Origin of the sequence: Pseudomonas sp. Z1-14, from assembly GCF_051132005.1 — a bacterium.
In the GTDB taxonomy this organism is placed as follows: Bacteria; Pseudomonadota; Gammaproteobacteria; order Pseudomonadales; family Pseudomonadaceae; genus Aquipseudomonas.
Map to the genome: position 1 here is coordinate 4,304,416 of NZ_CP071646.1, position 14,026 is coordinate 4,318,441.

Annotated in this window: 9 protein-coding genes and 1 pseudogene; 8 read left to right on the forward strand and 2 right to left on the reverse strand. The window is 64.1% G+C overall.

The features are described from left to right. Nucleotides 1-85: 85 nt before the first annotated feature. On the reverse strand, nucleotides 86-568 hold the full coding sequence (locus J3P89_RS19845) for a sigma-70 family RNA polymerase sigma factor (RefSeq protein WP_305495896.1): 483 nt from the start codon (nucleotides 566-568) through the stop codon (nucleotides 86-88). 423 nt (nucleotides 569-991) lie between these two features. Here J3P89_RS19845 and J3P89_RS19850 point away from each other — a divergent pair, with 423 nt between their 5' ends. The 4 genes and pseudogenes from J3P89_RS19850 to J3P89_RS19865 form a co-directional block, all read left to right on the forward strand. After that, nucleotides 992-2,140, forward strand: coding sequence for an efflux RND transporter periplasmic adaptor subunit (locus tag J3P89_RS19850; RefSeq protein WP_434695416.1), 1,149 nt, complete (start codon nucleotides 992-994; stop codon nucleotides 2,138-2,140). Continuing rightward, nucleotides 2,141-4,111, forward strand: a complete 1,971-nt coding sequence (locus J3P89_RS19855) for a MacB family efflux pump subunit (protein WP_434695417.1) — start codon at nucleotides 2,141-2,143, stop codon at nucleotides 4,109-4,111. A gap of 10 nt (nucleotides 4,112-4,121) precedes the next feature. Further along, nucleotides 4,122-5,516 (forward strand): efflux transporter outer membrane subunit, encoded by a 1,395-nt coding sequence (locus J3P89_RS19860; protein ID WP_434695418.1) that lies wholly within the window; start codon nucleotides 4,122-4,124, stop codon nucleotides 5,514-5,516. Nucleotides 5,517-6,073: 557 nt separating this feature from the next. Then, nucleotides 6,074-6,280, forward strand: a pseudogene (locus J3P89_RS19865) (DUF6124 family protein); the annotation flags it as partial. 149 nt (nucleotides 6,281-6,429) lie between these two features. Here J3P89_RS19865 and pvdP read toward each other — a convergent pair. Further along, on the reverse strand, nucleotides 6,430-8,046 hold the full coding sequence (gene pvdP, locus J3P89_RS19870) for a pyoverdine maturation tyrosinase PvdP (protein ID WP_434695419.1): 1,617 nt from the start codon (nucleotides 8,044-8,046) through the stop codon (nucleotides 6,430-6,432). A 471-nt stretch (nucleotides 8,047-8,517) separates the two neighbouring features. Between pvdP and pvdM the strand changes: the two genes are divergently transcribed. From pvdM to J3P89_RS19890, 4 genes are all read left to right on the forward strand, one after another. Next, on the forward strand, nucleotides 8,518-9,888 hold the full coding sequence (gene pvdM, locus J3P89_RS19875; RefSeq protein WP_434695420.1) for a pyoverdine-tailoring dipeptidase-like protein PvdM: 1,371 nt from the start codon (nucleotides 8,518-8,520) through the stop codon (nucleotides 9,886-9,888). Then, the gene (gene pvdN, locus J3P89_RS19880; RefSeq protein ID WP_434695421.1) at nucleotides 9,885-11,165 is read left to right on the forward strand and encodes a pyoverdine-tailoring periplasmic protein PvdN; all 1,281 of its coding nucleotides are present in this window, start codon (nucleotides 9,885-9,887) and stop codon (nucleotides 11,163-11,165) included. Before pvdM ends, pvdN begins: the two co-directional genes overlap by 4 nt. Nucleotides 11,166-11,185: 20 nt before the next feature. Then, complete coding sequence (locus J3P89_RS19885) at nucleotides 11,186-12,061, forward strand: formylglycine-generating enzyme family protein (protein WP_434695422.1); 876 nt, start codon at nucleotides 11,186-11,188, stop codon at nucleotides 12,059-12,061. 283 nt (nucleotides 12,062-12,344) lie between these two features. Beyond that, complete coding sequence (locus J3P89_RS19890) at nucleotides 12,345-14,003, forward strand: cyclic peptide export ABC transporter (protein ID WP_434695423.1); 1,659 nt, start codon at nucleotides 12,345-12,347, stop codon at nucleotides 14,001-14,003. Nucleotides 14,004-14,026: the final 23 nt, after the last annotated feature.

Consider the following 14,026-nt stretch of genomic DNA (forward strand, 5'->3'; position numbering starts at 1 on the left):
CGGCCCGCACTAGGCCGTCAGTCGTCTGTTGAGAGGAACGAGGACAAAGAAGGAAAATTTACCACCGAGAATCAGCGAGGGTGAATCAGGACGCGTCCCACTGCCGTACGCGAATACGACAATGCTTCATGGCATTGACGATGTGTTTCTCCACCAGCGCCCTGGAAATACCCAGGCGCCCGGCGATCTGCGAGTGAGACAGGCCTTCGAGCTTGCGCAGCAGGAAACTCTCGCGGCACAGCGGCGGCAACTCGGCCAGGGCCCGTTGCAGCATGTCCAGGCGCTGGCCGTGGTCCAGGCTGGTATGGGGCGATGGGGTGAAGAACCGTTCTTCGCTGTCGAGCACATCGAGGGATTCGACCTGGCGCAGGGTGTTGCGCCGATGCCCGTCGATCACCAGGTTCAGCGCGGTGCGATAAAGGAACGCCCGGGGCTGCTCGATGGGGGTATCGCTGGCGCGCTCCAGCACCCGCACATAGGCGTCATGCACCACATCTTCGGCCGCCTGGCGGTTGCCTAGCCTGGCGTTGAGGAAACACACCAGTTCGCGATAGTAGTTTTCCAACATGACTCCCGTGCGCAGCGACTGCGACAGCTATCCCTGTGCCACTCGGCATGCCTGAAAAAGGCATGGCAGGATAGTGGCAGGCTCAATCGCGTAATTTATAGTAATTCTCATATAGATTTAAAGCGTTGGTTTGTATCAAGGCCGATTCGTTCATCTGATTGGGCATTAAACCCGCCTTTGTGGCGAGGGAGCTTGCTCCCGCTGGGGCGCGAAGCGGCCCCAAACCTGAGTGCACAATTTTTATCGGGTTGCCTGCCTTGGGCCTGCTGCGCAGACCAGCGGGAGCAAGCTCCCTCGCCACGGGGTTCAACTGTTACGCAGTATTTCCCCCGCTAAATTCCCGCCCGGAACGCTCGTTTACCAGAACAGCCCCCGTCCCTGCTGCTCTTGCGACGGACCCGATATCACCGGCCGGAACCCTGCATGAAACGTCCCCGCCTCACCCGCCCCGCCTGGCTCCTGACTTTCGCCCTGCTACCGGCCGTGGCCTTCGCCGCGTGGCAAGCGGTTACGCCGGACCACGGCACCGTCGCCACCGCGGCCGTCACCCGTGGCGATATCGAAAACAGCGTCACCGCCCTCGGCACCTTGCAACCGCGGCGTTATGTAGACGTCGGCGCCCAGGCCTCCGGGCAGATCCAGAGGATCCATGTCGAGGCCGGCGACGAGGTTCGCGAAGGTCAGTTGCTGGTGGAAATCGACCCGTCCACGCAGAAAGCCCGGCTCGACGCCGGACGTTTTTCCATCGAAAACCTCAAGGCCCAACTCCAGGAACAACGCGCCCAGCACGACCTGGCGCAACAGAAATTCCGCCGTCAACAACAGCTCAAGGCCGGCGGAGCTACTCGCGAAGAGGATGTGCAAACGGCGCAGGCCGAGGTGCGGGCGACCCAGGCGCGCATCGACATGTTCCAGGCGCAGATCCGCCAGGCCCAGGCCAATCTGCGCAGCGATGAGGCCGAATTGGGCTATACCCGGATCTACGCGCCGATGAACGGCACAGTGGTTGCCGTCGGAGCACGAGAAGGCCAGACCCTCAACGCCCAGCAGCAAACCCCGCTGATCCTGCGCATCGCCCGGCTATCACCGATGACGGTCTGGGCCGAAGTCTCGGAAGCCGACATCGGCCACGTCAAGCCGGGCATGACCGCCTACTTCACCACCCTGGCCGGCGGCAACCGGCGCTGGAGCAGCACCGTGCGACAGATCCTGCCGGTGCCGCCGCGTCCGCTGGAAGCCAGCCAGGGCGGCAGTCCCTCCGGTGGCCGCAGCGGCAGCGAACGGGTGGTGCTCTACACCGTGCTGCTGGACGTGGACAACGCCGACCGCGCCCTGATGACCGACATGACCGCCCAGGTATTTTTCGTCGCTGCCCAGGCCAAGGACGTGTTGACCGTGCCCATCGCCGCGTTGCAGGACGCAAGCCAAGTGCGGGTGCTGGCCGACAATGGCGACATCCAGCCAAGGACCGTTCGCACCGGCGTCAGCGACCGCTTGCGCACGCAGATCCTCGACGGCCTGAGCGAAGGCGATCGCGTGCTGATCGGCCCGGCCAGCGGCAGCGGAGGCTGAATGAGTACGCCCCTGATCGAACTGCGGGACATTCGCAAGGCCTACGGCGGTGGCGACAGCCCACGGGTGGAAGTGCTGCGGGGTATCGACCTGTCGATTCACGCTGGGGAGTTTTTGGCGATCGTCGGGGCGTCCGGCTCCGGCAAATCGACGCTGATGAACATCCTCGGCTGCCTCGACCGTCCCACCAGCGGCGAGTACCGCTTTGCCGGTGAGAACGTCGCCCGACTGGGCAGCGACGAACTGGCCTGGCTGCGCCGGGAGGCGTTCGGGTTCGTGTTCCAGGGCTACCACCTGATCCCGTCCGGCACGGCCCAGGAAAACGTCGAGATGCCGGCCATCTATGCCGGCACCTCGACCGCCGAGCGTCATGCCCGGGCCAGCGCCCTGCTCGAACGCCTGGGTCTGGCGAGCCGCACCGGCAATCGTCCCCACCAGCTGTCCGGCGGGCAGCAACAGCGAGTGTCGATTGCCCGGGCCTTGATGAACGGCGGGCACATCATTCTTGCCGACGAACCCACCGGCGCCCTCGACAGCCAGAGCGGCATCGAAGTCATGGCGCTGCTCGACGAACTGGCGAGCCAGGGTCACGTAGTGATCCTGATCACCCACGACCGCGAAGTGGCGGCCCGGGCCAAACGCATCATCGAAATCCGCGATGGGCTGATCATCAGCGACAGCGCCACCACCACAGCCAGCGCACCACAAGCCAACCCCAAGGCGTTGCAGGCGGTGGATCTGCGCCAGCGCCTGAGCGCCGGCAGCGAGCACAACGGCGCCTGGAAAGGCGAACTGGTGGACGCCGTCCAGGCCGCTTGGCGAGTGATGTGGATCAACCGTTTTCGCACCGCCCTGACCTTGCTCGGCATCGTCATCGGCGTGGCCTCAGTGGTGGTAATGCTGGCGGTGGGCGAAGGCAGCAAGCGCCAGGTCATGGCCCAGATGGGCGCCTTCGGCTCTAACATCATCTACCTAAACGGCACCGCGCCCAACCCGCGCGCCGCCAAGGGCATCATCAGCGAACAGGACATCGCCGCCCTCGCCGCCCTGCCCGAAGTGCAGCGCATCATGCCGGTCAACGGCAACAACGCCAACGTGCGTTTCGGCAACCTCGACCACACCAGCTACGTGGGCGGCAACGACACGAATTTCCCGACCATCTTCAACTGGCCGGTGGCCCAGGGCAGCTACTTCAGTGACACCGATGAGCGCAGCGCGGCGGCGGTGGCGGTGATCGGCCACAAGGTCCGGCAGAAGCTGCTCAAGGACGTCGCCGATCCCATCGGCCGCTACATCCTGATCGAAAACGTGCCATTCCAGGTGGTCGGCGTACTCGCCGAAAAAGGCGCCAGCTCGGGGGATTCGGACGCCGACAACCGCATCGCCGTGCCCTACTCCGCCGCCAGCGTGCGTCTGTTTGGCAGCCGTCATCCTGAATACGTGGTGATCGCCGCTCGCGACGCGGCCAAGGTCAAGGAGGCCGAGCAGGCCGTTTCCCGTACCTTGCTGCGACTGCACAACGGCAAGCAGGATTTCGAGCTGACCAACAACGCCGCGATGATCCAGGCCGAGGCCCGCACCCAGGGCACGCTGTCGTTGATGCTCGGGGCCATTGCGGCAATCTCGCTGCTGGTGGGCGGCATCGGCGTGATGAACATCATGCTCATGACAGTGCGCGAGCGGACCCGGGAAATCGGCATCCGCATGGCCACCGGTGCCCGCCAGCGCGACATCCTGCGCCAGTTCCTGACCGAAGCGGTGATGCTCTCGGTGGTCGGTGGATTGGCCGGCATCGGCCTGGCCCTGCTGGTGGGCGGCGCGTTGCTGCTGGGCAAAATCGCCGTGGCGTTCGAATGGCTGGCGGTGTTCGGCGCCTTCGGTTGTGCGCTGGTCACCGGCGTCGTCTTCGGTTTCATGCCGGCCCGCAAGGCCGCTCGCCTCGACCCGGTCGCGGCCCTTACCAGTGAATGAACCCTTCTCTATGAAAGCGCACCTGACCCTCCTGGCCGCCAGCCTGCTGCTGGCGGCCTGCGGCACACCTTTGTCGACACCCGACAGCGGCATCGAGCCGCCGCAAGCCTGGCAAACTGTCGATACGCCCAATGCGCGTGTCGATAACCAACAATGGTGGAAGCAGTTCGGCAGCCCGCAACTCGATCGTTTGATCGAACAGGCGCGCCAAGGCAGCTTCGACCTCGCGGCCGCCATGGCCCGGGTTCGCCAGGCCCAGGCCAGCGCGGTGATCGCCGGCGCGCCGTTGCTGCCGGAAATCCGCGCCGGGCTCAACGGCAATCGCCAGGAGCTGCTGCGGGGCAAGGGCTATAGCCAGTTGGACGTGGATCGGAACAACCGCACCATCGACTACTACGATGCCCACCTCAGCGCCAGTTATGAAGTGGATTTCTGGGGCGGCAAGCGGGCTACCCGGGACAGTGCGCTGAGCGCGTTGTCGGCCAGCCGGTTTGACCGGGCGACCGTGGAATTGACCTTGCTCAGCGCTGTCGCCAACAGCTACACCCAGGCCTTGTCGCTGCGCGAACAACAGCGCATCGCCGAACTTAACCTGGCCAACGCGCAAAACGTGCTCGACCTGGTGCAGACCCGCTACGACGCCGGCAGCGCCACGGCGCTGGAACTGTCCCAGCAAAAAAGCCTGGTGGCGACGCAGCGGCGCCGATTGCCCCAGGTGCAACAACAGGCGCGCGAGGCGTTGATCACCCTGGCGGCGTTGCTGGGCCAGCCGGTGCAAGCGCTCAAGCTCGACGATGAAACCTTCGACGCCTTGCACTGGCCCGCCATCGACGCGGGCGTACCCAGTGACCTGCTGCGCCGTCGCCCCGACATCGCCGCCGCCGAAGCACGCCTCGCCGCCGCCCAGGCCGACATCAGCGTGGCCCGCGCCGCCCTGCTGCCCTCGGTCACCCTGGGCCTGAGCCTAGCCACCGGCGCCGACATTGCCGACCAGTTGCTGCGCAACAACGTCTACAACCTCAGCGCCGGCCTGGCCGCGCCGATCTTCAACAACGGTCGCCTGCGGGCCGAACGGGACAGGGCCACCGCGCGCCAGGAAGAACTGCTGGAAACCTACCGCGCCGCCATCGTCAACGGTTTCGCCGACGTCGAAAAAGCCCTGAACGGCATCCAGGGCCTGGACCAGCAGCGACAATGGCAGAGCGAAGAACTGCACCAGGCGCAGACCGCCTTCGACATCGCCCAGAGCCGCTACCAGGCCGGCGCCGAAGACTTGCTCACCGTACTCGAAACCCAACGCACGCTGTACGCCGCCCAGGACATGAACGTGCAATTGCGCCTGGCACGGGTGCAGGCGAGCGTGGCGTTGTACAAGGCTTTGGGTGGGGGTTGGCGGGTGATGTAGGCCTAAAGCCGAGCGCCCTATTGGGGACGGGGTAATACCCGTGGCGAGGGAGCTTGCTCCCGCTGGGCTGCGCAGCGGCCCTAAAATCTTGCGGTCGCTGCGCAACCGAGCGGGAGCAAGCTCCCTCGCCACGGGGGATTCGTCTCCTCCAAATTGTGTTCGGCCTTGGTTCTGTTTATGCGGCCATGTAAGACGTCCGAGCTAGGCTACGTTGCCTTGCGTCATTGCCTACAACTACGCCAGAATCCGCCGACTTGTGCGCTTGGCTCGTGGCTTTTACTGTTTCCGGGTCGCTGATTTCAGTGATCGGGTTTGGTAGCCCGCGAGTCAACTAGGCGCAAGCGCCACCTTCTGCAGATGCTGTCTTGGCATCTGTTTCATGGTGGCCGTGCGCAGGGCGTCTTCGGGCGCGCCGGGTTCCTAGTGCTCCGGTCTACCAACCCGCGTACGGCCGCCCCCCAATCGTTTGGTAGCGATGGTGTCGGCTCCTGAAAATGCATACTAGGAGTTACATCATGTTCAAGCACACCCCCAATCCCCCCGAAGAATCCCCCAGCCCGTTATTCACCGTCGCACCAGACGCCGACATCGAATGCCTGCTCGCCAACCTCACCGAAACCCTCGCCTCGGCGAATGCGATGGCCAGCGACCTTGCCTTCGCCCTGGAAGGCTCGCGACGGCATTTCGCGTTGGGGATCCAGCAGATGATCGAACTCGGCGAGCTCCTGGCAAACCGCGCCCTGGACATTGCCGCGCCGCGCTAGCACCTCAAGCCAAGTGAAACCCGTGGCGAGGGAGCTTGCTCCCGCTCGGTTGCGCAGCGACCGCAAGATTTTGGGGCCGCTACGCCCGAAGCGTCGGACCGGCCCAGCGGGAGCAAGCTCCCTCGCCACAAAAGCAGCTGTCGCGTAAGTCAAACCGGCTTGGACTTCAGATTACGCGCGTACCACGGCCGTTGCGGCACGCGGCGCAACAGTCTGGAGAGTTTGTCGTCATCGCTGCCAAAGGTGATGCGCAGCGCCAGTTTCATGGTTTCCGGGTCCATTTCCACCGAGCGGCCGACCTGCAGCCCCGGCGTGGTGCTGCAGCCATGGGTGTCCGGGCCCAGCCAGGGGTCGGCGATTTCCACCCAGCGGCCCGGGGCGAACCAGGGCACGCCGTTGACTTGCAGCCGGCTGACTTCGCCCGGATGGAAACGCTCGTGGGCGCGGAACCAGTCTTCGAGGCGATCGTCGATCCAGCCGTGGAAGGCCCAGAACACCGGGCTCACGTGAGACGAAAACGGATCGCCCAAAAAATCGTTCTCCGGTTCGAACCAGCGCTGGGCGAAGTCCGCCTGATCGCGGGCGAACGGCACCGGATGACCGTTGGACGGGTCCCTGGGCACCGAGGCCCAGCGCATGTGCAGCCAGTCGTGCAGGCCCAGTTCTACCTCGGAACCGAACTGGCCCAAGGTCAGCTTCGACAGGTAGCGCGGATCGCGATAGCGCGACTCCCAGACCTGGAAATTGCTGTGGTAGGTCTCGGCGGTCTTGATGTCGCTGACCCATTGGGCGTACTGCTCGTCGCCACGGGCCAGCCAGGTCGGCGGCAGCGCCGTGCCGTCGACATTATCGAAATACCGGGCAAAGCCCAGGCGATCGCGTTCCAGCTCCGGTTGCGGCAAGGGGAAACGCGGCCACGACGGTAACGGCTGGAACGAACGCGCCGTGCCGAGCATGTGCCGGTGCATGAAAAAGAAATCCACCCCCGAGCCGTTGCGATCCTTGCGCGGCCCACGGGCGTCACGCTCGTTGTCTCGCGGCCCGGGCTGCCAGCCAAGGCCGCGCAGGGCGTTGCGTTTGTCTTCGTCGAGGGTATGCCATTTGTCCCGCGAGGCGTGCCAGAGCTGGTGAAACAGACGGTGCTCGGGCGAGACCAGCCAGGCCAGGAGCTTCGGGCTCAGCGGTATGCGCTCCCTGGCTTCGGGAAAGCGCTGCTTGACGGCGATGAACTGGTTGTCGAGTTCCGGCTGTGCCAGCGGGCGGTCCAGGCGCAACACCCGGCCACTGAGGGTGGCGGTGCCGGCATTGCCGAAACCGGCCCAGACTTCGTCAACGGTCATGATGAACTCGTAGTCCGGCGCGTCATGTTCGCTGCCGATCAGTCGCCAGCTCAACTGCTTCGGGTCGCTGCCGGCCAGGTCGCCCAAGACGCGATAACGCGGTTCGTCCCCGGCACGCAGGCGTTCGGCGGTGTCCAGGCAACCCACTAGGCCGCGGCCTTTGTGGGCGATGTCGAGGAACACTTGCAGGCCGTCGCCGGGCATACCGTCGAGACCGGCATCGCGACCGATGAAACGGATCGTCCAGATACCCCGCAGCGTGTTGGCCCGGCGCTGGCCCGCCACATCCGCCACATCGAACGACGCCTCGCCGGGCGTGATGGTGGGGTCCGGCCGGGTCAGTTCACGGTGCCCGTAATACACCGCAGGCACGGCGGCACCGGTCAGCGCCAGGCCTGCCATGAACCATCGTCGAGAAATCGTCATTACCTTACCTGTGTTCGCCTCGGACGGGCTTTATCCAAGCTAGGACGATGGCTGGGCGAACAAATTTATAGCGAGCTTTGAGGGCCTCATCGCGAGCAAGCTCGCTCCCACAATGGATCTGGGTACATTCGCAGAAGATAGGTTGGTTTCACGGCCGCCTTCGCGAGCAAGCTCGCTCCCACAATGGATCTGGGTACATTCGCAGAAGATAGGTGGGTTTCACGGCCGCCTTCGCGAGCAGGCTCGCTCCCACAATGGGTCTAGGTACATTCGCAGAAGATAGGTTGGTTTCATGGCCGCCTTCGCGAGCAGGCTCGCTCCCACAGGTGGATTGCATTTCAATGTGGGAGCGAGCCTGCTCGCGAAGAGGCCCTCGAGGGCGCCTAAATTTCCCCGCCGACCACTCGTTCCCCCCAGATAGCAAAGGCCCCCGCGCCTGTCCTTCCAAGGCGAACCAGACTGAGATCGGCAATGACCACACCACGTTCGAAAAAGGCTCTTTTCACCGGCGTATCCCTGGCCCTGGCGCTGGTCGTCGGTGGTGGGCTCGCGGCCTGGGACCATTGGTGGCGGGACAATCCCGGCTACCCGGTGAAGGTGATGAAAGAAGCCCGGGAGTTGCACGAGCGCCTGTTGTCCTTCGACAGTCACATCACCGTGCCGCTGGATTTTGGCACCGCCGACAATGAAGCGGACAAGGACGGCAACGGCCAATTCGACCTGGTGAAAGCCAATCGCGGTCACCTCTCCGGCGCAGCGCTGACCATATTCGGCTGGCCCGAACTGTGGAACGGCCCCAACGCGCCGCACAAGCCCACCGCCGGCTTCGTCGAGGAAGCGCGCAACCAGCAGGAAGTGCGCTACAAGATCATCACCGGCATGGTCCGGGATTTCCCCAACCAGGTCGCCATCGCCTACACCCCGGATGATTTTCGCCGCCTGCACGGCGAAGGCAAGTTCGCAATTTTCATCAGCATGCTCAACGCCTACCCCCTCGGCCACGACCTGAGCCTGCTGGACCTGTGGACGGCGCGGGGCATGCGCATGTTCGGCTTCAGCTACATCGGCAACAACGACTGGGCCGATTCTTCGCGACCGCTGCCGTTTTTCAACGATTCGCCCGACGCCCTTGGCGGCCTCTCGGACATTGGCAAGCAAGCGGTGAAACGCCTGAATGACCTGGGCGTGATCATTGACGTATCGCAAATGTCGACCCTGGCCCTGGAGCAAGTCGCACAACTGAGCCGCACCCCATTGGTAGCTTCTCACTCGGCGCCACGGGCCATGGTGGACATCCCGCGCAACCTCAGCGACAAGGAAATGCAGTTGATCAAGGCCAGCGGCGGCGTGGTGCAGATTGTCGGTTTCTCCCAGTACCTGCGGCCGCTGACGCAAAAGACCCAGGACAAACTCAACGACCTGCGCGAGCGCTTCGACCTGCCGCCGCTGCCCAACCTGGCGATGGCGCTGATGCCCGGCGATCCGATCATCGCCGCGTGGCCGGAACAGCGATTCGGCGAATACGCCGGCCAGCTCTACGCCATTCTCGAAGAGGAACCCAAGGCCAGCCTCAGGGACCTGGGCGATGCCATCGACTACGCCGTGCGCAAGATCGGTATCGACCACGTCGGCATCAGCTCGGACTTCAACGAAGGCGGCGGCGTAAAGGGCTGGGAAGATGTCGGCGACATCCGCAACGTGACCGCCGAACTGCTGACGCGCGGCTACTCCGAAGCCGACATCGCCAAACTCTGGGGCGGCAACTTCCTGCGCGTCTGGGACCAGGTGCAGAAAGCCGCCCAGCCAGCGATTGCCGCGACGCAGAAGGCGGCCCAGCGATGAACGAACGCCGTACCTTTCTCAAGCAAGCCGGGATCCTGACGGCCGGCCTGCCGTTTGCCGCCAGCCTGCCGTCCATCGCCGCTGCAGATCCATTGTCGCCGCTGCCCCGGGACAAATGGGCGCAACTGCGCTCGTTGTTCAACCAGGACCCGGACTACCTGCATTTCTCCAATTTCCTCATCACCACTCACCCGCGTCCGGTGCGCGAGGCCATCGAACGCCACCGCGCCGCCCTCGATAAAAACCCGGGATTGTTGATGGACTGGGACCTGGGCGTCACCGAAGAGCGCGAGGAAAACGTGCGGACCTGGGCCGGGCGCTACCTGCAAGCGACACCGCAACAGATCGCCCTGACCGGCAGCACCACCGAAGGCCTGGCGATGATCTATGGCGGCGTCCATGTACGGCCCGACCAGGAAATCCTCACCACCGCCCATGAACACTACGCCACCCACACCATCCTCGACTTGCGCAAGCAACGGGACGGCACCCGGGTGCGCAAGATCAAGCTGTTCGAAAACGCCCGCGACGCCAGCGAGGCGCAAATCCTCGCGGCCATCGACCGCAACATCCGCCCCGAGACCCGCGTACTGGGCATGACCTGGGTGCACTCGGGCAGCGGCGTGAAGCTGCCGATCGGCAAGATCGGCGCCCTGGTGGACAAGCACAACCAGGGCCGCAGCGATGAGCAGCGGATCGTTTATGTGGTGGACGGCGTGCACGGTTTCGGTGTCGAGGACCTGAATTTCCCGCAGATGAATTGCGACTTCTTCATCGCCGGCACCCACAAATGGATGTTCGGCCCCCGGGGCACCGGCGTGGTGTGCAGCCGCAGCGAAGAGGTCAGGTACGTCACGCCGATCATCCCGACCTTCTCCGAGGCGACGGCGTTTTCCACCACCATGACCCCGGGCGGTTACCACGCCTTCGAGCATCGCTGGGCGGCGGACGAGGCCTTCAAGCTGCATCTGCAATTGGGCAAGGCCGAGGTGCAGGCGCGCATTCACGCGCTCAACAGCTACCTGAAGAAACAACTGCTGGCGCTGCCGCAGATCGAGCTGGTCACGCCGCTGAGCCCGGAGCTGTCGGCCGGCTTCACCTTCTTCCGGGTCAAGAATCGCAAAAGCGATGAGATCGCTGCCTACCTGATGCGAAACCGCGTCATCGCCGACGCCGTGCACCGCGATGCCGGGCCGGTGATCCGCACCGCGCCGGGGCTGCTCAACACCGAAGTGGAAATCGACCGCTTCATGGCGCTGTTGAGCAAAACACTCTGATGACTGATCGAGAGCAATCGATGAACCGATTTTTATTGAAGACGCTTCCGGCATTGGCCCTCACCGCCCTGCTGCCCTCCCATGCCCAGGCCTCGCAACCGGGCAAGGTATTTCGCGACTGCAAGGACTGCCCGGAAATGGTCGTGCTGCCCACCGGCACCTTCCAGATGGGCACGCCGGACAACGAGGTCGGCCGCGAGCCCGACGAAGGCCCGATGCACCCGGTGACGTTCGACAAGCCGGTGGCAATCAGCCGCTTCCAGGTACTCAAAGGCGAGTGGTTCGCCTACCTGCGCGACAGCGGCTACGTGATGCCTGACGGCGACACGCGCCCCGGCCGCGCGTGCCAGGCCGGCGTCCCGGATTACCAGGGCAGCGATCCGCGCAAGCAATACACCGACCGGCACCCGGCGGTGTGCATGGATTTCGCCGAGGCCACGGCCTACGTGGCGTGGCTGTCGAAAAAAACCGGCAAGCCGTATCGGTTGGTCAGCGAGTCCCTGCGCGAATACGCAGCGCGCGGCGGCAGCGATGGCCCGTTTCCCTTCCCGTTCGATGAAGGCAAGGACTACAGCATCGCCCAGCACGCCAATACCTACGGCGCCGCCGATGGCTACAACTTTACCGCGCCGGCCGGCAGCTTCGCGCCCAATGCCTTCGGCGTGTACGACATGCACGGCAACGTCTACGAATGGACCGCCGATTGCTTCAACGAAAACTACCTCAATGCTCCAGGCGACGGCAGCGCCGCACTGACGGGCAACTGCAAAGTGCGGCGCATCCGTGGCAACGACTGGGGCGAAGCACCGGTGTTCTCCCGTTCGGGCAACCGCAACGCGGTGTTTTCCGATGCCCGCGGCGATTGGCTGGGGTTCCGGGTCGCCCGGGATATGTAGCTCAACCTGCCGGACACGCTTTCGTGGCGAGGGAGCTTGCTCCCGCTGGGCCGGTCCGACGCTTCGGGCGCAGCGGCCCCAAGATTTTGCGGTCGCTGCGCAACCGAGCGGGAGCAAGCTCCCTCGCCACAATAATGTGTGTCAGGTGGTTCCTCGTTAAATCCCCTTCCCCTCCAATCGTTCCATAGGTGGGCGCGCCCCAACCGGCGTGCCGTCGTCCTTCAGCCCATGCGGTGAATGCCCGCGATGGTCTTCGCCTTTTTCTTCAAGCAGGGAAACCTCCATGAGCCAACCACAACGCGGGGTGATCACTGAATTGTTCATCCTGCTCAAACCCTTCCGGCTGATTGTCGTAGGCTCCATCCTCTTGGGCATGCTCGGTGGCCTGAGCATCACCGCCTTGCTGGCGACCATCAACGACGCGCTGAACGCCGATGCCGGGCCCTCGCCACACATGCTCGGCGCCTTCGCCGGGCTTTGCGCGGCGGCGCTGCTGACCTCGATCCTGTCGGACATCGGCACCAACCATGTCGGCCAGAACATCATCGCCAGCCTGCGCAAATCCCTCGGCCAGAAAGTCCTGTTGGCACCGATCGAACAGATCGAGCGTTTTCGCAGTCATCGGCTCATCCCGATACTGACCCACGACGTCAACATGGTCAGCAACTTCGCTTTTTCCTTTGCGCCATTGGCGATTGCCTTCACCGTCACCCTCGGCTGCCTGGCCTACCTGGCCTACCTGTCATTGCCGATGTTTGCGCTGCTGCTGGTGGCATTGGTGATCGGCACGGTCATCCAGTACGTGGCCCGAGCCCGTGGCATTCGCGGCTTCGAAGCGGCCCGCGAGGCTGAAGATGCCCTGCAAAAGCACTACAGCGCGATCGCCGCCGGCGCCAAGGAACTGCGCATCCACCGGCCACGCCGCCAACGCATGTTCAGCCAGCGCATCGAAGCCACCGCCGAGCAGATCTGCGCCACCAACATCCGCTCGGTCAACACCTTCGTGGTCGCCAAGACCTTCGGCTCGATGCTGTTCTTTGTGGTCATCGGCCTGGTCCTGGCCCTGCAATCGCTGTGGCTGGGCATCGACAAGGCGGTACTCAGCGGTTTCGTGCTGGTGCTGTTGTATATGAAAGGGCCGCTGGAATACCTGGTGATGACCTTGCCGGTGATCAGCCGCGCCAACATTGCATTCAAACGCATTGCGGAGTTGGCCGAGCAGTTCTCCTCGCCGGAGCCACACCTGCTGCTCAATGATAAGAGCGTGCCCAAGCCGACGATCCAACAGCTTGAATTGCGTGACGTGCACTACGCCTTCCCGGCGGTCGACGGCAGCCAGGCCTTCGCCCTCGGACCGGTCAACCTGTCCATCGCCCAGGGCGAGATCGTATTCATCGTCGGCGAGAACGGCGGGGGCAAGACCACGCTGATCAAATTGCTGCTGGGCCTCTATGCGCCCCAGGGCGGTGAAATTCTGCTCGATGGCAAGCCGGTGCTGGCTGCGCAGCGTGACGATTATCGCCAGTTGTTCACCACGATTTTTGCCGACTACTACCTGTTCGATGAACTGGTGCAAGGCGACCAGCAAGTGCCGGGGACCGCCAATCGTTACCTGGAGCGCCTGGAGATTGCCCACAAGGTCAGCATTCGCGACGGCGCCTTCAGCACCACCGATCTGTCCACCGGCCAACGCAAGCGCCTGGCCCTGCTCAATGCCTGGCTGGAAGAACGCCCGGTGCTGGTCTTCGATGAATGGGCCGCCGACCAGGACCCGGTGTTCCGGCGGGTTTTCTACACCGAACTGCTGCCGGAGCTGAAGGCCCTGGGCAAGACCATCATCGTCATTTCCCACGACGACCGTTACTTCGACATCGCCGATCAACTGGTGCGAATGCAGGCCGGTCAGGTCGTCACTGAAAAGGTCCCGGCAGCCTTCGCCTGAGCCTGCCCGACGCAATGCTGTCT